This window comes from Pseudomonas putida (assembly GCF_001636055.1).
GTDB lineage: Bacteria > Pseudomonadota > Gammaproteobacteria > Pseudomonadales > Pseudomonadaceae > Aquipseudomonas > Aquipseudomonas machongensis.
In genome coordinates this window covers 2,051,210-2,068,563 of sequence record NZ_CP011789.1, presented here as the reverse complement: position 1 = coordinate 2,068,563, position 17,354 = coordinate 2,051,210, and the positions used below count along the sequence as shown (strand labels likewise).

Annotated in this window: 19 protein-coding genes; 9 read left to right on the top strand and 10 right to left on the bottom strand. The window is 63.7% G+C overall.

All coding sequences use genetic code 11. From position 1 onward, the window contains the following. The first annotated feature begins 73 nt into the window (after window positions 1-73). Both AB688_RS09500 and AB688_RS09495 read left to right on the top strand, forming a co-directional pair. Window positions 74-544: an RNA methyltransferase gene (locus tag AB688_RS09500; RefSeq protein WP_054895033.1), complete on the top strand. Its 471-nt coding sequence runs from the start codon at window positions 74-76 to the stop codon at window positions 542-544. A gap of 80 nt (window positions 545-624) precedes the next feature. Continuing rightward, window positions 625-966, top strand: coding sequence for a YgaP family membrane protein (locus AB688_RS09495; protein WP_063543658.1), 342 nt, complete (start codon window positions 625-627; stop codon window positions 964-966). A gap of 101 nt (window positions 967-1,067) precedes the next feature. On the opposite strand, the gene AB688_RS09490 is transcribed toward AB688_RS09495, so the two are convergent. Together AB688_RS09490 and AB688_RS09485 are read right to left on the bottom strand one after the other, a co-directional pair. Then, a complete protein-coding gene (locus tag AB688_RS09490; protein ID WP_063543656.1) occupies window positions 1,068-2,276 on the bottom strand; it encodes a hypothetical protein in 1,209 nt (402 codons plus the stop codon). A gap of 40 nt (window positions 2,277-2,316) precedes the next feature. Continuing rightward, a complete protein-coding gene (locus AB688_RS09485; protein WP_063543654.1) occupies window positions 2,317-2,766 on the bottom strand; it encodes a YcgN family cysteine cluster protein in 450 nt (149 codons plus the stop codon). 147 nt (window positions 2,767-2,913) lie between these two features. Here AB688_RS09485 and AB688_RS09480 point away from each other — a divergent pair, with 147 nt between their 5' ends. Then, window positions 2,914-3,507, top strand: a complete 594-nt coding sequence (locus AB688_RS09480) for a nitroreductase family protein (RefSeq protein ID WP_054895037.1) — start codon at window positions 2,914-2,916, stop codon at window positions 3,505-3,507. A gap of 54 nt (window positions 3,508-3,561) precedes the next feature. Here the strand turns inward: AB688_RS09480 and AB688_RS09475 are convergent, their stop codons facing one another. The 4 genes from AB688_RS09475 to AB688_RS09460 all read right to left on the bottom strand — a co-directional run bounded on the left by AB688_RS09475 (window position 3,562) and on the right by AB688_RS09460 (window position 7,732). Further along, window positions 3,562-4,494: a D-2-hydroxyacid dehydrogenase gene (locus AB688_RS09475; protein WP_063543652.1), complete on the bottom strand. Its 933-nt coding sequence runs from the start codon at window positions 4,492-4,494 to the stop codon at window positions 3,562-3,564. Window positions 4,495-4,567: 73 nt separating this feature from the next. Beyond that, window positions 4,568-4,861, bottom strand: coding sequence for a YcgL domain-containing protein (locus AB688_RS09470; RefSeq protein WP_054895039.1), 294 nt, complete (start codon window positions 4,859-4,861; stop codon window positions 4,568-4,570). Beyond that, window positions 4,858-5,991 (bottom strand): ribonuclease D, encoded by a 1,134-nt coding sequence (gene rnd / locus AB688_RS09465; RefSeq protein ID WP_063543647.1) that lies wholly within the window; start codon window positions 5,989-5,991, stop codon window positions 4,858-4,860. The genes AB688_RS09470 and rnd overlap by 4 nt, the downstream gene beginning before the upstream one ends. Window positions 5,992-6,094: 103 nt before the next feature. Continuing rightward, window positions 6,095-7,732, bottom strand: a complete 1,638-nt coding sequence (locus AB688_RS09460) for a phosphoethanolamine transferase (protein ID WP_063543645.1) — start codon at window positions 7,730-7,732, stop codon at window positions 6,095-6,097. Between the two features lie 277 nt (window positions 7,733-8,009). On the opposite strand from AB688_RS09460, the gene AB688_RS09455 reads away from it, so the two are divergent. After that, window positions 8,010-8,246 carry a YdcH family protein gene (locus tag AB688_RS09455; RefSeq protein WP_054895041.1) on the top strand — a complete coding sequence of 79 codons (237 nt, stop codon included), beginning with the start codon at window positions 8,010-8,012 and terminating at the stop codon, window positions 8,244-8,246. Between the two features lie 54 nt (window positions 8,247-8,300). Here the strand turns inward: AB688_RS09455 and AB688_RS09450 are convergent, their stop codons facing one another. Next, window positions 8,301-9,470 (bottom strand): trans-sulfuration enzyme family protein, encoded by a 1,170-nt coding sequence (locus tag AB688_RS09450; RefSeq protein WP_054895042.1) that lies wholly within the window; start codon window positions 9,468-9,470, stop codon window positions 8,301-8,303. 151 nt (window positions 9,471-9,621) lie between these two features. Between AB688_RS09450 and AB688_RS09445 the strand changes: the two genes are divergently transcribed. From AB688_RS09445 to AB688_RS09435, 3 genes are all read left to right on the top strand, one after another. Next, complete coding sequence (locus AB688_RS09445; protein WP_054895043.1) at window positions 9,622-10,080, top strand: Lrp/AsnC family transcriptional regulator; 459 nt, start codon at window positions 9,622-9,624, stop codon at window positions 10,078-10,080. A gap of 144 nt (window positions 10,081-10,224) precedes the next feature. After that, window positions 10,225-11,229 (top strand): GTP 3',8-cyclase MoaA, encoded by a 1,005-nt coding sequence (gene moaA / locus AB688_RS09440; RefSeq protein WP_081255212.1) that lies wholly within the window; start codon window positions 10,225-10,227, stop codon window positions 11,227-11,229. A 21-nt stretch (window positions 11,230-11,250) separates the two neighbouring features. Next, complete coding sequence (locus AB688_RS09435) at window positions 11,251-12,147, top strand: bestrophin family protein (RefSeq protein WP_063543643.1); 897 nt, start codon at window positions 11,251-11,253, stop codon at window positions 12,145-12,147. Between the two features lie 69 nt (window positions 12,148-12,216). On the opposite strand, the gene moaB is transcribed toward AB688_RS09435, so the two are convergent. Then, window positions 12,217-12,756, bottom strand: coding sequence for a molybdenum cofactor biosynthesis protein B (gene moaB / locus AB688_RS09430; RefSeq protein WP_063543641.1), 540 nt, complete (start codon window positions 12,754-12,756; stop codon window positions 12,217-12,219). A 109-nt stretch (window positions 12,757-12,865) separates the two neighbouring features. On the opposite strand from moaB, the gene AB688_RS09425 reads away from it, so the two are divergent. Next, entirely contained in the window at window positions 12,866-13,753 is an 888-nt protein-coding gene (locus tag AB688_RS09425; protein ID WP_063543640.1) for a LysR family transcriptional regulator, read from the top strand. 6 nt (window positions 13,754-13,759) lie between these two features. Here AB688_RS09425 and AB688_RS09420 read toward each other — a convergent pair whose 3' ends face one another. Next, a complete protein-coding gene (locus tag AB688_RS09420; protein WP_081255211.1) occupies window positions 13,760-14,620 on the bottom strand; it encodes an alpha/beta fold hydrolase in 861 nt (286 codons plus the stop codon). A 79-nt stretch (window positions 14,621-14,699) separates the two neighbouring features. Next, window positions 14,700-15,590, bottom strand: coding sequence for a LysR family transcriptional regulator (locus AB688_RS09415; protein WP_063543638.1), 891 nt, complete (start codon window positions 15,588-15,590; stop codon window positions 14,700-14,702). Between the two features lie 154 nt (window positions 15,591-15,744). Here AB688_RS09415 and AB688_RS09410 point away from each other — a divergent pair, with 154 nt between their 5' ends. Continuing rightward, window positions 15,745-16,485, top strand: a complete 741-nt coding sequence (locus AB688_RS09410; protein ID WP_063543636.1) for an SDR family oxidoreductase — start codon at window positions 15,745-15,747, stop codon at window positions 16,483-16,485. The last annotated feature ends 869 nt before the right edge of the window (window positions 16,486-17,354 follow it).

Here is a 17,354-nt window from a genome sequence, read left to right as displayed (position 1 = left end):
CCGTCGATTCATCCGCCCACGGCCTCGGCTAGCCCGTATAATCCCGCTCTTTTTTTGCGAAGGGCCCCGACTCGTGGCGAACAAACGGTACAGCTGCATCGGCCTGTTCAACCCAAAATCCGCTGAAAACGTAGGCTCGGTGATGCGTGCGGCGGGCTGCTACGGCGTCAACTCGGTGTTCTACACCGGCAAACGCTACGAGCGCGCCCGCGACTTCGTCACCGACACCAAGCGGGTGCACTACGACATCCCGCTGATCGGCATCGACGACCTGCAGCGCATCATCCCGCTGGGCTGTACGCCAGTGGCAGTGGAGCTGGTCGACGGCGCACGGCCGCTGCCCGAATACACCCATCCGGACCGGGCGATCTACATCTTCGGCCCGGAGGACGGCAGCCTCGACGAAAGCGTGCGCGCCTGGTGCGAAGAAACCATCTACATCCCCACCCAGGGCTGCATGAACCTGGCCGCGACGGTCAACGTGGTGCTGTATGACCGGCTGGCCAAGGGCTTGAATACTCGCTCCGGGCCCAAGTTCAAGTAACGGGGATCAGGGTAATTGCACTGAACGCCGGGGCAGCCTCCAAGGTCAGCTGATGTACCAACCCACAAGGAGACCTACCCATGCTCGATATCCATTCGGCGTCAGACAGGCATGACCACAACGTCCAGGGCTGGGAGCGCGTCAGCTCACTGGCAGGCGGTGCCCTGATGATCAGCAAAGGGATGCGCCACGGCGGGCTGATCGGCTTGTTGCAGGTAGCGGTGGGCGGCATGGCGCTGGCCCGCGGCATCAAGGGCCATTGCGCGACCAAGGCCTGGTTCCACAAGCATCGCGCGGAGTACCACCGGTTGCATGCCGATATCGAACGCGGGGCAGCTGAGTTGAAGGCACTCAAGGCCAGCGCCGAGGCGGCGACCCGCACGGTGACGGTGACCGGTAAGGATCCGTTGGCTGGGGTCTGAATCGGCGGTGGCCTCTTCGCGGGCAAGCCCGCTCCCACAGATCTCGAGAACACCGCTGAACCTGTGGGAGCGGGCTTGCCCGCGAAGAAGTCACCACCGGCTCAACGCAACAACTTGTTCTCCAGCACCTCGGACTCGCGCCCCAGCACGCTCTCGCTGATCTGGATGAATTCCTCCGTGCTGACACTGGCCATGCGCATCAGCGCGCGCGTGACGTCGTCCAGCGAGCGCTTGTTGTGGCTGTGCAGCCGAATCTCGCGGTCGAGCGCCTGCAGCAATAGCCCCCCCCTGGCTACCTGCATTGCGTCGGCCTGCTCGGTGCGAAGGGTCTTGACCTTGGCGCCGTCCTTCTGCAACCGCACCTGCAGCGCCTGGTAGCGATCATCGCTGATGCCGCCAGCGCGGCGCAGCACTTCGATGGCGTAGTAGTCGGTCAGGCTCTCGCCCAGCCAGTCACTGCGATCACGGTCGTCGATCTGCGCAAACAGTTGCACCAGCTCGCGCAGCAGCGGGCTGCTGCCGCTCTCGCTGATCAGTGGGCGAGTGCTGTGCAGGTACAGCGAGTTGCGCGAGGCACGCGCACCGCGCCACATGTCGTCGCGGGCACCGACCACCAGCAGCTTGGGCGGATTGCGCGGGAACACCGCCTGCAACTGCGGCCAGACGAAGGTCATCAAGGTGAGGGTATCCATGCGCCGCATGCCCTGCCCCTGCGGTGCGGCGATCGTCACCTCGGTATCCCCCAGGCGTGCGCGGCGGCTGCCGAGGTTGCCGGCGAGCATCCAGCCAGTGGGGCGATCGAACAGGCGCGAGACGTTGTCGATACGGAATTTCTGCTTGCCGATGCGCGGCCAGGCCGTCTCGACACTCTGCCAGCCCGACGGCAGCTCGAAGGCCAGGCGTGTCACCAACTCGGTGCCATCCTGCTGATCGAGACGGGCCGGGGGCACGAGCTGATCGCCGCGAAACAACGCCCAATGCGGCGTGATGCGTGCTTCATGGGCGCTGCCATGGGGCTTCACATCGAGCTGCACGCGGTAGCTGAGGCTGCTCTTGCCTGCTCCGGGGTGCCAGACGCCACGGTCCTGCTGCACCTGCCACTGGCCGTCCGCCTTGAAATCGCTGTAGGCGCCCTGCCTGCCCAGATCGAAGTCCAGGCTGCGCACCGGCGTGCCCTCGGCCAGGGTCAGGCGCACTTCGGCCTGGCCCGTCTGGGGCAGCAGGCGCACCTGGTAATCCAGATCGACCCTCTTCGCCCAGGTCGGGAAGCTGGCCGACAGGGCCAGTAGCAACAACAACGGGCGACGCATACAGAAACTCCTTGTTCCCCAGAGGCGCGGGCCAGGCGGATCAGCCGGCGCGAAATATCAGGTGGTCTTCCCAGTCGTCTTCGTCGACATCGTTCTCGCTGAGCATCCGCCCGGACTGGGAAATGCGCTGCTCATGGACCTGCTCACGGTCGCCGCAGACCAAGTGGTGCCAGGCCGGCAGGTCCTTGCCCTCACTGACCAGGCGATAGCCACAGGTGGTCGGCAGCCATTTGAACTGGTCGGCCTTGCCTGGCGTGAGCTGGATGCAGTCGGGCACCTGCTCGAAGCGGTTGGGGTAGTCGCTGCACTGGCAGGTGTTCATGTCCAGCAGTTTGCAGGCGATACGCGTGTAATAGATGCTGTTGTCATCCTCGTCTTCGAGCTTTTGCAGGCAGCATAGCCCGCAGCCGTCGCAGAGCGACTCCCATTCCTGCGGATCGAGCTGGTCGAGGGTCTTGCGCCGCCAGAAGGGCGCGGGGTCGGCGATCATCACACGTTTTCCTGCAATCACTTTGAAGGCCGCGGCGCGCGGCGGCGCCAGTCTAGAGCCTGGCCCGACGCAATGCCATACCGCTTGTCAGTGCCGAGCGGACGCAGTAGCGTTCAGGCTTTCCCTCTTCCTTTCGCAGGAGCCCGCATGAGCGCCAATCCCCGCATCGCCGACTATGCCATCAACGAGCAGTTCATCAACCGCTGGTCGCCCCGTGCGTTCAACGCAGAGCCGATCAGCGAAGAAACCCTGCTGAGCTTCCTCGAAGCCGCGCGCTGGGCGCCGTCGGCCTATAATTCGCAGCCCTGGCGCTTCCTCTATGCCCGCCGCGACACGCCGAACTGGGAGCGCTTCCTGGAGTTTCTGGTGCCGTTCAACCGCAGCTGGGCACAGCAGGCCTCGGCGCTGGTGCTGATCCTCTCCAAGACCACCTTCACCGCCCCGGGTGCCAGCGAAGAAACGCCTGCCCTGTGGCACACCTTCGATACAGGTTCGGCCTGGGGGCACCTGGCGCTGCAGGCGAGCATCAGCGGCTGGCACACCCATGGCATGGCCGGGTTCGACCAGGAGCTGGCGCGCAAGGAACTGAAGATCCCCGAAGGTTATGTACTGCACGCGATGGTGGCGATCGGCAAGCTGGGCGACAAAGCCAGCCTGATCGAAGCACTGCAGGCCCGTGAAGTGCCGAGCCCGCGTCGACCGCTGAGCGAGTTGGCGGCCGAGGGTGATTTCAGTCTCTAAGACTGGGCTGGCCCTATCGCGGGACAAGCCTGCAATAGGGCCAGCAGAAGCACTTCAATACCCGCGCGAGAAATCCACTTCCCCGCGCAACCCCTGCCCCGCCGCATACGCCCGGACGTTTTCGACGAACAAGCGCACCATCGCCACCGGCGAGGTAGGCGCCGAACTGTGCCCGGTCAGCAGCAGCCCCCAGGCGGTCCAGAACGGATGGCGCTGGGGCAACGGCTCCTGGCGGCAGACATCGATCACGGCACCCGCCAAGTGCCCGCTCTTGAGTGCCTCGACCAGGTCGGCATCGACCACCGCCACACCACGCCCGGCGTTGATGAACAGCGCGGTCGGCTTGAAGCACTGGAACAGCGCGGCATCGTACAGGTCATGGGTGGCCGGGGTATCCGGCAGCAGGTTGAGCACGTAATCGACCTCACCGACCAGCCGCGGCAACGCATCCAGCCCCGCCACTTCGACGAACGGCGCCTGCTCGCGCGGGCTGCTGGCCACGCCATACAGGGTCACGCCAAACGGCAGCAGGAACTCGGCCACCCGCTGGCCGATGTCGCCGGTGCCGACGATCAGCACCTTGCGCCCTTCCAGGCTGTTGCCCGGGCGGCCGTCCCAGCGCCGCTCGACCTGGCTGACCAGGCGCGCCAGCACATCGCGCTCGTGGACCAGCATGTAGGTCAGCATGTACTCGGCCATGACCTGGCCGAAGATGCCCACCGCACGGGTCAGGCGATAGTCACGCGGCAGGCCGTCGGCCAGCAGCGGCGTGATACCCGCCCAGGTGGACTGCATCCAGGCCGGCTTGTGGCCCTGGCGCAGCAGGCTGGCGACCAGGTGCGGCTCGCCCAGCCAGATCGGGCATTCAGGGGCGTGGCGCGACAATTCGGCGGAATCGCCACTGGTCAGGACCTCCAGGTCCGGTGCCAGCTCGCCCAGCAGGCGAGCGTAAAGGGCATGATCCTGTTCAGCGATCAGAACGCGCATCTCGATGACAACCTTGCAGAACGACGAAAGCGGCCCGTCGAGGGCCGCCTGGTGATAGGGTTCGCGCCCCGGCTCAGGCCGGATCGTTGCGCCGCAGCAGCTCTTCGGGCAGATGCTCGATGTAGTCGTCGTCCGGTGGCGGCATCTGCAGGTGGTAACCCTGGCTGTCGAGGTTCTCCAACACCTTGACGATGTCCTCGCGGGCCAGCTTGCGCTCGGGGGTCAGCACCAGGTCGAAGGCATGCACCGGCGTACCGAAGAACGGCAACAGGCCCTCGGGCACGCGCTCCAGGCCCTCGGCCTTGAGCACATACAGGTACATTTCGCGCTTGCGCGGGCTTTTGTAGATCGAGCAGATACGTTTCATCGAGTCTCTCCGGCGCCTGCCAGATCATCCAGCAGGGCCTGGCCCATCCGCTCACGGCGCCAGCCGCGCAGCGAATCGGGCAATTGATAGGGGCCATTGGGGTAGCCGCTCTTGAGCAGGGCTTCCAGGGCCTTCTTGCGCAGCATCAGCTCAGGGGCGATCTGCAGGCGCTCGCCTTCGGCCTGGCCGATGGCGCGCAGGCGCTTGAGAATGCCGGCGGCTTCGATCGGCAGCGGCTCGGGCAGCACCGCGGGCCATTGCTCGGCAGGCTGGCTGGCGGCGTTCTTGATCAGCTTGAGCAGCGTTTCGCCGTCCTGGCGGATGGTGCGCGGGTGCATCTCCTCGATCTTGGCCAGCGCCGACAGGCTGTCGGGCTGCCCCTTGGCCATGGGCCACAGCGAGTGCTCCTTGAGGATCCGGCTGCGCGGTACATCGCGGCTGCGCGCTTCACGCTCGCGCCAGGCGCACAGTTCGCGCAGCACCGCCAACTGCTGCGGGCCGAGTTTCCAGGCCAGCTTGACGTCGCGGTAAAGGGTTTCGGGCTCGACTTCACGGCGCATTTGCGCCACCAGCTCGGCGCCGTCCTCCAGCACCCAGGCGTACTTGTCATCCGACAGGCGCGGACGCAGGGCGGTGAACAGCTCGGCCAGGTGCACGGCATCTTCGGCGGCGTAGCTGACCTGGGTTTCGGACAGCGGACGCTGCAACCAGTCGGAGCGCGTCTCGCCCTTGGGCAACTCGATGCCCAGCACGTCCTGGACCAGGCGCGAATAGCCCATCGAGAAACCGATATTCAGGTAGCCTGCGGCCAACTGCGTGTCGAACAGCGGCTGCGGCAGCTTGCCGGTCAGGCGCAGCAGGACTTCGAGGTCTTCGCTGCAGGCGTGCAGTACCTTGACCACGCCGCTGTCTTCGAGCAATTCGCCCAGCGGCTGCCATTCACGGATCAGCAGGGGGTCGATCAGGTAGGCGCTTTGGCCATCGCCGACCTGCACCAGGCCAGCCTTGGGATAAAAGGTATCGACCCGCATGAATTCGGTGTCGACGGCCACGAACGGCAGCGTACGCCACTTCCGGCAGAGTTCGGCCAGGGTCTGGTCGTCACGGATCCAGTGTATTTCGATGGCCACAAGGCTCTCCCACAAACATTGGCGCGCAGTATATACGGCGCGGGCACTGCTCGTGAAACCCGGGCCATCCATGGTGGCGATCAGCGGTAGCGCTGGCGTGCGATCAGTTCCTGGCCGTCAGCCAGGGGCGACACCCCGCAAACATGTCCAGCGACTGCTGGTACACCTCGGTGCGCACCTGCAGCAGGCCGAGCATCGAGTGGAACAGGTTGTCCTGGCTCAGCGGCGTGTCACGCATCTTCGACAGGCAGTCGGTATCGACGGCGAAGTCCTGGCGGTAGCTGTCGGAGAACCAGGCCAGCAGCGGGATGTGTTTCTGCTGGTCAGGGGCGAGCATGTAAGGGGTGCCATGCAGGAACAGGTTGTATTCGCCCAGCGACTCGCCATGGTCGGAGAGGTAGATCATGGCGGTGTCGACCTTGTCCTGGTGCTTGCGCAGGGTGTCGATCAGCGACGCCAGCACCTCGTCGGTGTAGACCAGCGTGTTGTCGTAGCTGTTGACGATGTCCTGCTGGCTGCACTGGTTCAGGGCGTTGCTGCGGCACACCGGAGTGAAGTGCTCGAAGCCTGCCGGGTAACGCTTGTAGTAGTCAGGGCCATGGCTGCCCATCTGGTGCAGCACCAGCACGGTATCCTTGTCGAGGCTGTCGAGCAGCGCATCGAGGTTCTGCAGCAGGATCTGGTCGTGGCACTCGCCATCGGCGCACAGGACCGGGTCCTTGGCGCTGGTGAGGTTGACGTAGTTGAATCGATCGCAGGTGCCTTTGCAGCCTGACTGGTTATCGCGCCACTGCACCTCGATGCCGACACGCCCGAGGATATCGAGCAGGCCCTCGCGGCGGCTGGCCAGGCTCGGGTCGTAGTCCTTGCGTGCCATGCCGGAGAACATGCAAGGCACCGACACGGCCGTCTCGGTCCCACACGAATGCACATCGGTAAAGCCCAGCAGGCCAGCCTCCTTCGACAGGCGTGGCGTGGTATCGCGGCCATAACCCAGCACACCGAAGTTCTCGGCGCGGGCACTTTCACCCACCACCAGCACGGTCAGCGACTTGCGCTCGTGCTTCTGCCAGGCGGCATCGCGATGGGCATCTTCGCCGTATTTCTGGAAGGGTTTGGCAGCGCTGCCGAGCTTTTCGCTGGCATAGCTGAACGACGCCCCGACGATATTGCTCGGGGTGAGCATCAAGTGCAGTTCGTGGTGATTGCGAAACAGCGACGACAGGCCCTGGTAATTGACCAGCCCGATCGAGCCCAGGGCTGCGACGCAGGCGCCGCTGACGATGAGCTTGCCCAGCAGCTCGCGGTGCCAGGGGCGGTAGGCAATGCGTGCCTTCCAGAGCAACAACGACGGCACGACGCCCAACCCCAGCATATAAAGTGCGAACTTCAACGACAGCAAGTCACGCACTTCTTCGATGTTGGTTTCGGCGACATTGCGGAACATGCCGGCATCAATAAGTACGCCATATTGATTCATGAAGTAGGCGACACCGGCGCCACTCATGAACAGCACAATCAATACCGGTTTCAATACATACTTGAAGGCCAACAACGTCAATATCAGGTTGAAGGCGAATAACATCAGTACGGCAAACGCCAGGCCTAGCCACAGCCCAACCATGCCGGGGGGTAGGATGGTCTCCAGATGCTCCCAGAGGAACAGATTGAGGCCGATCAACAGGTAAAGGCTGGCCAGCAGCGTGACCCACTCGGTCCGCAGTGATTTGATTTTCAACATGGCGTTCGCAATCAGAGTTTAGAAGCGACCAGGCGTACCCGGGCGGGCACCTTGGGAAGTTGGCCGAACTGTAGAAAGCGTAGCATCAATTTTTTGTGAAAAAGACGCCAACAATCGGTTGTGATGCGTCTTTCATGATTAATTAAAGTTCATTCAGCTGCCATTCAGCAGCGTTGCGAGGCTGCAGCCACACCCGGCGAACTGCTCCCGCTGCCGGCAAAGGCAGCTATCCTGAAGGATCAGGATTCTTACCAACCCCTGAAACAGAGGTGAAGAGATGCCAGTCCCGCACGATCTGCTAGCCGACCTGCACATTACAGAAGACAAGTTCCAGGCCCTGATCGACAAGGATCAGGACCTGCACAAGCTGCACAAGGAATACAACGCCAAGGACAAGGAAGTGCTGGCCGCCGAAGGCAACGGCACCAACGACGAGGCGGTCAACCGCCTGCGCAAGGAACGTCTGCTGATCAAGGACAAGATCGAACGGATCATTCATCCGCCCAAGGGTTGAGGTCGTTCGTTGCAATGCCATCGCGGGACAAGCCCGCGATGGCGTCAGCCGCCGTTACGCAGAGGCCGCCGCCTGCAACCCCGCCTCGAGGTCGTCGATCAGGTCGCGGTAATCCTCGATCCCCATCGACAAGCGCACCAGGTTCTCGCTGATGCCCATCACGCCCTTCTGCTGCGGGCTGAGCGAGTTGTGCGACATGGTCCAGGAATGGTTGATCATGCTCTCCACACCGCCCAGCGAGTCGGCGAGGACGAAGATCGACAGCGCCTCGACCAGGCGGTTGACCGCCGCCCGGTCCCCCTTCACACGCAGCGCCACCACCGCACCGCCAGTGCGCATCTGGCGCTGGCACAGCGCATGCTGCGGATGACTCTCAAGCCCGGGGTAGAACACCTGCTCGACCTGCGGGTGCTGCTCCAGGTACTGCGCCACGCGCAGGGCGTTGGCGCTCTGGCGCTCCATGCGCACATCGAGGGTCTTCAGGCCGCGCAGGGCCAGGTAGCAGTCGAACGGCCCCTGGATCGCGCCCACCGCCATGCTGATCTTGCGCAGGCGCGCCAGCAGCTCATGATTGCCCGCCACCACCACCCCGCCGGTCAGGTCGGAATGGCCGCCGATGTATTTGCTCGCCGAGTGCATCACCAGGTCCACCCCCAGGGTGATCGGCTGCTGGTTCCATGGCGAGCAGAAGGTGTTGTCGATGCAGGTGAGGATGCCGCGCTCGCGGGCCAGGTCGCACAGCGGCTTGATGTCCACCAGGTGCAGCAGCGGGTTGGTCGGCGACTCAAGCCAGATCATCTTCGTATTCGGACGGATCGCTGCGGCGACGGCGTCCAGGTCGTTGAGGTCGACATAGGTGGTGGTCAGCCCGGAGGTGTGTGCCCGGTAGTCCTCCATCAGGCGGAAGGTGCCGCCATAGACGCCATTCATCACTACCACGTGGGCATCCTTGGGCAGCAGTTCGAGCACCGTGGCGGTGGCACTCACGCCCGACGCGCAGGCAACCGCACCGACACCCTCTTCCAGGGCTGCGACGCAGGTTTCATAGGCGTGGCGGGTGGGGTTGGAAACACGGCTGTAGGCGTATTCGGGATTGTCATCCAGCCCGCGCTTGATGAACGAGCTGGAGGTGACGATGGCCGGGAAGATAGCGTTGTCGGCGACGCTGGACTGCTCGCCAGCGTGGATGGTGCGAGTGGCGAAATTGCGCGGTTTTTCGGCCATGGTCGGATCCGTTGACTGAAGGGGGCACGTAGAAAACTGCCACTATCGCATATCCCGATTCGTCCCGCTGCTGCTGCGCCGGACGTAGCAAGCGATTCCCCGATTGGGCTACTCTCGAGAAACTTTTTCTGCAAAGCCGCCCCCTATCGCCATGGACAGTTTCGACCAGCACATCCTCACCCTGCTCCAGCGCGACGCCTCGATCTCCCTCAAGGACCTGGCCGAGGCGGTCAACCTGACTACCACGCCCTGCTGGAAACGGGTCAAGCGCCTGGAAGACGAAGGCTATATCCGCGGCCGCGTCGCCTTGCTCGACCCCGAGCGCATCAACCTCGGCCTGAGCGTGTTCGTCCAGCTCAAGACCCAGCGCCACGACAGCGCCTGGCTCGAGCATTTCGCCAGGACCGTGACCAGCTTCGAGGAAGTGATGGAGTTCTATCGCATGTCCGGCGACTGGGACTACATGCTGCGGGTGGTGGTCAGCGACATCGCTGCCTACGACCGCTTCTACAAGAAGCTGATCACCAGCACCGACGGGCTATCGAACATCACCTCCAGCTTTGCCATGGAACAGATCAAGTACACCACGGCGTTTCCGGTGTATCGGTGAGACGGTCGCAGTAGCGGTCTGATGCGCGCTCACTGATCGCTTGATAGACCAGACCTATCAAACAGTCGGGCAAAGCAATTTGACGCCCGTGCCTGCAGGTTATAGCGTGGACATTACCCCCATCCCACCCTTCCGAGCGCGAACGTGGAACACAGCAGCCAGGCCCTGATCGACGGTTTCAACCGGAAAATCGACTACCTGCGAATGTCGGTGACCGACCGCTGCGACTTCCGCTGCGTCTACTGCATGGCCGAAGACATGCAGTTCCTGCCCCGCCAGCAGATCCTCAGCCTCGAAGAGCTCTACCAGGTCGCCGAACGTTTTGTCGCACTGGGCACCCGCAAGATCCGCCTGACCGGGGGCGAGCCGCTGGTACGCCAGGGCATCGTCGACCTGTGCGGGCGCATCGCCGCCCTGCCCGGCCTGCGCGAGCTGTGCATGACCAGCAATGGCTCGCAGCTTGGCCGCCTGGCCCAGCCGCTGTTCGACGCCGGCGTCACACGCCTGAACATCAGCCTCGACAGCCTCGATGCCCAGCGCTTCAAGGCCCTGACCCGCACCGGCGACCTGGCCCAGGTGATCGCCGGCATCGACGCTGCGCGCCAGGCAGGCTTCCGCCGCACCAAGCTCAACTGCGTGGTGCTCAAGGGTCGCAATGACGATGAAATCGTCGACCTGGTGCGCTTTGCCATCGACCGCGAACTGGACATCACCTTCATCGAGGAAATGCCCCTGGGCGTGATCAGCGAGCACGAGCGCGGCGAGTCGTTCTACTCCAGCGACGATGTGCGCGAGCGCCTGGAGCCGCACTTCACCCTGATCGAATCGGCCGAATCCTCCCAAGGCCCGGCCCGCTACTGGCGCCTGGCCGAAGCGCCGCAGACGCGGGTCGGCTTCATCTCGCCGCACAGTCACAACTTCTGCGCCACCTGCAATCGTGTGCGCCTGACCGTCGAAGGCCGGTTGCTGCTGTGCCTGGGCAACGAGCACTCGATGGACCTCAAGCAGGTCCTGCGCAGCCATCCCGATGACAGCGAGCGCCTGGAACAAGCGATTCGCGAGGCCGTGCACCTCAAGCCCTACCGCCATCACTTCGAGGTGGGTGGCGAGGTGCAGATCCTGCGTTTCATGAACATGACCGGCGGCTGATCGGCCGTCTCTGGAACCGCCTTGATCGTCCATTCCAACACCGACATGCTGCGCATGCTGTTCACCCTGCGCGGATCGATCGTCAAGCGCATCGCCCTGCGCTGCCTGATGGTGACCTTGCTGGCCGCCCTGATCGTGCTGGTCGAGCGACGTTACCCAGCGCTGTTCTACCCGGTCAGCGCCACGCCCTTCACCCTGCTCGGGTTGTCGCTGTCGATCTTCATGAGCTTTCGCAACAACGCCTGCTACGACCGCTGGTGGGAGGGGCGCAAGGCGTGGGGACGAATGATCATCGAGACCCGTTCGTTCATCCGTGAAAGCGTGGTGATCGCAGATCCGGCCCTGCGACGTGAGCTGCTGCGCAGCCTATGCGGCTTTGCCCATGCGCTGAACGCGCGCCTGCGCAACGAGGACGAACTGCACGCCGCAAGCCCCTGGCTAGCCGAGGGCGCAGTCATTACCAAGCACAATGTCTGCGACGGCATCCTGCGCGAAATCGGCGCGCACTGTGCGCGACTGGCCGAACAGCAGCACATCAGCGAATTCCGCTACACCCTGCTCGAGCAACGTCTGTTGGGGCTTTCCGAGGTGCAGGCGACCTGCGAGCGGATCAAGGGCACGCCGCTACCGTTCCCCTATACCCTGCTGCTGCACCGCACCATCTACATCTTCTGCCTGCTGCTGCCGTTCGCCCTGGCCCAACCGCTGGGCTGGCTCGCGCCGCTGTTCACCACCATCGTCAGCTACACCTTCCTTGGCCTGGATGCGATCGGCAACGAGCTGGAGGATCCGTTCGGCCGCGACGAGAACGACCTGCCCACCGACGCCATGGTGCGCACGCTGGAGCGCGATGTGCTGTCGGCGCTGGGTGAGCCGCTGCCACCGGTGCTGGAGCCGGTGAAGCATGTGTTGAGCTGAAGCAAGCCCTCTCCTGTAGGAGCGGGCTTGCCCGCGAAGAGGCCCGCCAGACCAACACATCGCTAACGATCAACCCCGACTCTCACACGCCCCCACCGCCTTGAGGTGCGGCACGAAGTTGCACGGCCGATGCCGCGCATCCAGTTGCTCCACCAGAATGCCCTCCCACGCGGTGCGGCAGGCGCCGGTCGAGCCCGGCAGGCAGCACACCAACGTGCCATTGGCCAGCCCCGCCAACGCCCGGCTCTGCACGGTCGAGGTGCCGATATCGAGAATCGACAGCGCCCGGAACAGCTCGCCGAACCCATCGATGTGCTTGTCCAGCAGGCACTGCACCGCTTCCGGCGTACTGTCACGCCCGGTGAAACCGGTGCCCCCGGTGATCAGCACCACCTGCACCTGCTCATCGGCGATCCAGTTCGCGACCTGGGCGCGGATCTTGTACAGGTCGTCCTTGAGCAACACCCGCGCGACCAGGCGATGGCCAATCTGCACGGAACGGGTGGCCAGCAGCTCGCCGGAGGTGTCGTTGTCGAACGTACGGGTATCGCTGACCGTCAGCACGGCGATATTGAGCGGTACGAATACCGCATCCGGTTTGACACTCACGGGGTTTGTCTCCAAGGGGGATTTTGCGTCACGCTAGAGCCCTGGGGCGCATGCGTCCAATCGATACGACGCACCGTCCGATCAACACCCTCTATCGCCAGGCCGAACCATGGACATCAAGCAGCTCAAGTTCCTCATCGCCCTCGACCAGACCCGCCACTTCGGCCAGGCCGCCGCGCTGTGCCACATTACTCAGCCGACCCTGTCGATGCGCCTGCGCAACCTGGAGGACGAGCTCGACCTGGTGCTGGTCAAGCGCGGCCAGCGTTTCGAGGGCTTCACCGAAGCTGGCGAGCGCATCCTGGCCTGGGCCAAGACCCTGCTCGCCGCCCACGACGGCCTGCAGGCCGAGGCCGCCAGTTGCCGCGGCCAGGTGGTCGGCAGCCTGCGCCTGGGCACCGTGCCGCTGGCCAGCTTCAACCCCATGGAACTGCTGCTGCCGCTGCGCGAGAAATACCCCGAACTGCACTTCCAGCTGAGCTCGCTGAGTTCGGAGCAGATCATCGACGGCCTGAGCCGCAACCAGCTCGACCTGGGCATCTGCTACCTCGACCAGGTCAATGTCAGCTTCTTCGACGTGATCGAGCTGGGCACCACAACCATGGGCCTGCTGCACGATACCCGGCACTTCCAGTTCGACACCGAGCAACTGCGCTGGGAAGACCTCGACGGCCTGCCGCTGGGCCTGCTGAGCAAAGGCATGCACTACCGCCAGTCGCTGGACCTGAGCTTTCGCAGCCGCGGCCTGGAGCCCCAGGCCGTGCTGGAGAGCGACTCGACCTTCCAACTGATCCAGGCACTGAACGCCGGCATCTGCTGCGCGGTGATGCCGCTGGACTGCGGCCTGGAAGATCTGAGCGAACACCTGCGCATCATCCCGGTGGCCGACGCCAGCATTCACAGCCCGGTGGGCCTGCTGCTGCGCCGCAGCGAACCGCGTTCGGCCATCGCCGAACAGTGCTTCGACGAAGCGCGGGCACTGTTCGGCGCAGGCTGAGGCTGCTCAGCGCTTGGCCAGGAAATCCAGCATCACCTTGTTGAACACCTCAGGCTTCTGCAGGAACGCAAAGTGGCTGGTGCCCTCGATGAACTGCAGCTTGGCACCGGGAATGCTCTTGGCGATATAGCGGGTGTGATCAGGCTTGATCGCCTCGTCGTGATCGCCGTCGACGATCAGGGTCGGCGCCTTGATGGTCGCCAGTTGCGCCGGCGTCCAGTTCGGTTGCTGCTGGTACATCTGGGCCAGCGCGGCATTGAGCTTTTCGAAACCGTCCGGCGTCGGCGACAACTGCTTGTACTCGTCGGCGGCACGGGTGATGAAGGTGCCGAAGGCAGGCTTCTTGTCGGCATCCGGGAAGGCGCCGGTCGGGTCGGTGTTGGCGCCGAAGGCGATGATCCGACCGACCTTGTCCGGGTAGCGCATGGCCAGGTCCAGCGCGGTGATGCCACCGTCGCTCCAGCCCACCACATCGGCCTTGCCCAGGCCCAGCTGTTTCATCAGGCCGACCACGTCATCGGCCATGGCGTCGTAGCTCAGCGGCAAGCCATTGGCATTGCTGCGACCATGGCCACGGGTGTCCACCGAAATGACCTGGTAATGCGTCGACAGCGCCTTGGCCTGGCCGGCCAGGTAGTCGGCATTGGCCGGGCCGCCATGCAGCAGGAACACCGGCGTGCCCTTGCCTTCGATGTGGTAGGCGAGCTGAACGCCATTGACCTCGGCGGTCTTGAACGGCCCTGCAAGGTGTGGCGTGGGCGGCAGGACCTCCCAGGTTTCGGCAGCCTGGGCGGTAGCACCGAGCATGGCCAGGCCAAGGGTGCCGAGAAGCAGAGTGCCGCGGGCAAGGGTACGCAGGTGGGGCATGGTGACGACTCCGGTCGTTGGGGTTTCAGCTCGTAAACGCGCGCCACGCCGGTTTATTCCCTCACCACCCGTCACCCGGTCAGCGACCTTGCCCCAACTGCGCCGCCAACCACTGCGAAAACACCCGCACCCGCGCCGACAGTTGTCGACTCTGGGGGTACACCACCGACACCGGCATCGGCGGTGGCGGGCAGTCCGGCAACAATTCGCGCAGGCTGCCGGCCGCCAGTTCATGGACAATCCGGTAGCGTGGTACCTGAACGATCCCCAGCCCCGAGAGCGCCGCGCCGGTGTACAGGTCAGCGCCGGTCACCGAAACCCTCGCAGGCAACAAACGCTCCACCACCTCACGACCGACCCTGAACTCCAGGGGCACCGCCCGCCCGGTGGCGCTGGACAGGTAATCCACCGCGAAATGCTGCTGCAAGTCGTCCAGCGTCGCGGGCGTGCCGTGCTGCGCGAGGTACTCGGGGCTTGCCACGGTCACCTGTTCAAGGCTGGCGACCTGTCGGCCGATCAACGACGAATCCTGCAGCAGGCCCGCCCGCAGCACGCAATCCACCCCTTCGCGCACCAGATCGACCAGTCGGTCGTCCTCACCGATGTGCAGGGTGATGTCCGGGTACTGCGCCAGGAACCCACCCAGCGCCGGCATGACGAAATGCTTGGCCAGGGTGCCCTGCAGGTTGACCCGCAGCAGGCCCTTGGGCGGGGCATTGCGAAAGGCGCTTTCGCTCTCCTCGAGGTCCAGCAACAGGCGCACGCATCGGTGGTAGTAGGCCTCGCCATCGTGGGTCATGCGCACATGCCGGGTGGTGCGCTCGAGCAGGCGCACGCCGAGGCGCTGCTCCAGGCGCTTGATCAGGTTGGTGACGGTGGCCCGCGGGATCTGCAGGTCCTCGGCGGCCTGGGAAAAACTGCCGCGCTCGGCGATACGCACGAACACCTGCATTTCCTGGAAGCGATCCATGGACGGGTTCTCCTGGAGGGTGGCGGCTACGCTGGCTTCGCAAGGGAAAGACGCCAAGTCGATAATTAAAGCAAATGGAACACTGATCGCACTTACCGCGCAATTATCTTTTTTCGCCAACAGTCCACACTCCTTCCCACACCCACTCAGAAGGATGCCCAGCATGACCTCTTCCGTAGCCTTGATCACTGGCGCCTCACGCGGCATCGGTGCCGCCATCGCCCGCCGCCTCAGCCGTGACGGCTTCGCCGTGGCGATCAACTACGCCCGCAACGATGCCGAAGCCGATGCACTGGTGGCCGAGATCCGCCAGGCCGGCGGCAAGGCCATCGCCCTCAAGGCCGATGTGTCCAGTGCAGGCCAGGTACAGACCCTGTTCGACACCATCGAGCGGCAACTGGGTCGCATCGATGTGCTGGTCAACAACGCCGGCATCCTCAAGGTCGCGCCCCTGGCGCAGACCAGCGACGAGCTGTACGCCCGCAACTTCGCGATCAACACCCAAGGCGTGTTCAACACCCTGCGCGCTGCCGCGACACGGCTGAACGACGGCGGGCGCATCATCAACCTGACCAGCACCACGCTGGCCCTGAAAATGCCAGGCTACGCCATCTACAACGGCACCAAGGCCGCGGTCGAGGCCTTCACCCAGGTGTTCGCCAAGGAACTGCGCGGTCGCAACATCACCGTCAATGCCGTGGCCCCGGGCCCGGTGGAAACCGAACTGTTCCTGGCCGACAAGACGCCCGAGCAGATCCAGGCCGCCACCCAGGCACCACCCCTGGGCCGCTTGGGCCAGCCAGAGGATATCGCCGGTGTCGTCGCCTTCCTCGCCGGCCCTGACAGCGGCTGGGTCAACGGCCAGATCCTGCGCGCCAACGGTGGCGTGGCCTGAACAGCCGATAACGCCGCCCCACGCCCCTGATCTTCCTGCCTTTTCTGCACCCCGGCCCCCGGGGTGCTGTCATGCGTGGCGGTTTATCGCCACGGCCTGTTGTGGTGCAAAAAAATGATGGCGCGCGCAATGTATTCGAGCAATTACTCGAAACTTCCGAACTTTCCCAATAAAAACAGTCGATAACAAATTTCGTACACGTGACTGTATGCGAAAGACGACCGCAAACCCTACCGCAAACCCGCCATTTGTTTCATGACAAAGATGACAACTGCGAATGTGTTCACAAACTTCGCGATGGCGGATTACCGCCAACTAATAAACGACACAAAAGGATGTTCTAAATAGTCTCCACAGGAGGGTCAGTTTATCCCCACCCAACAATGAATCGCGCCGCGGCCGTGCCTAGAGCACACACTTAATGTCCCTTGCCAGGTATGGCGGGGAACCGCCAGGCGCTGTTCGTTTTTTCTCAGCACACACCGTCATGAACCGTACAGCCCGCGATTTACAAAGCCTCCATGCGCCGTTTTCGTCCTGCAAAGCACGTCCACGGCCTCGCTCATTCGGCAACCCGAACGTCATACGAATGAAACATTCGGAATCCCGAATAAAACAACGACCGACCCCAGCAGTGCGCATCGTTTCGCGAAAGTTCAAGGACGCCCGTTACCTGATGATCATTGGATCCATGGCACGGTACTTGCCAGAATTTGATCCGCTGCGGAGTCCTTCCGCGACGTGCCTTGCGAAAGATGAGCGAACAATGACAAGCGAATGGCCATTGGCTGTCGAAGTTCGCCCGTGCCACCGAGACAGACCTTACGTCGGATCGTGCTGTTTATCCTGAACATGTGAAACAACAAAGG

Bases quoted from the DNA above. Each gene is read 5' to 3' on its own strand.
- AB688_RS09490 (WP_063543656.1), bottom strand. From the start codon at position 2,276: ATGCGTCGCCCGTTGTTGTTGCTACTGGCCCTGTCGGCCAGCTTCCCG.
- AB688_RS09485 (WP_063543654.1), bottom strand. From the start codon at position 2,766: ATGATCGCCGACCCCGCGCCCTTCTGGCGGCGCAAGACCCTCGACCAG.
- AB688_RS09415 (WP_063543638.1), bottom strand. From the start codon at position 15,590: ATGGATCGCTTCCAGGAAATGCAGGTGTTCGTGCGTATCGCCGAGCGC.
- AB688_RS09495 (WP_063543658.1), top strand. From the start codon at position 625: ATGCTCGATATCCATTCGGCGTCAGACAGGCATGACCACAACGTCCAG.
- AB688_RS09445 (WP_054895043.1), top strand. From the start codon at position 9,622: ATGGACAGTTTCGACCAGCACATCCTCACCCTGCTCCAGCGCGACGCC.
- AB688_RS09480 (WP_054895037.1), top strand. From the start codon at position 2,914: ATGAGCGCCAATCCCCGCATCGCCGACTATGCCATCAACGAGCAGTTC.
- AB688_RS09425 (WP_063543640.1), top strand. From the start codon at position 12,866: ATGGACATCAAGCAGCTCAAGTTCCTCATCGCCCTCGACCAGACCCGC.
- AB688_RS09450 (WP_054895042.1), bottom strand. From the start codon at position 9,470: ATGGCCGAAAAACCGCGCAATTTCGCCACTCGCACCATCCACGCTGGC.
- AB688_RS09410 (WP_063543636.1), top strand. From the start codon at position 15,745: ATGCCCAGCATGACCTCTTCCGTAGCCTTGATCACTGGCGCCTCACGC.
- AB688_RS09455 (WP_054895041.1), top strand. From the start codon at position 8,010: ATGCCAGTCCCGCACGATCTGCTAGCCGACCTGCACATTACAGAAGAC.
- AB688_RS09470 (WP_054895039.1), bottom strand. From the start codon at position 4,861: ATGAAACGTATCTGCTCGATCTACAAAAGCCCGCGCAAGCGCGAAATG.
- AB688_RS09460 (WP_063543645.1), bottom strand. From the start codon at position 7,732: ATGTTGAAAATCAAATCACTGCGGACCGAGTGGGTCACGCTGCTGGCC.
- AB688_RS09475 (WP_063543652.1), bottom strand. From the start codon at position 4,494: ATGCGCGTTCTGATCGCTGAACAGGATCATGCCCTTTACGCTCGCCTG.
- AB688_RS09420 (WP_081255211.1), bottom strand. From the start codon at position 14,620: ATGCCCCACCTGCGTACCCTTGCCCGCGGCACTCTGCTTCTCGGCACC.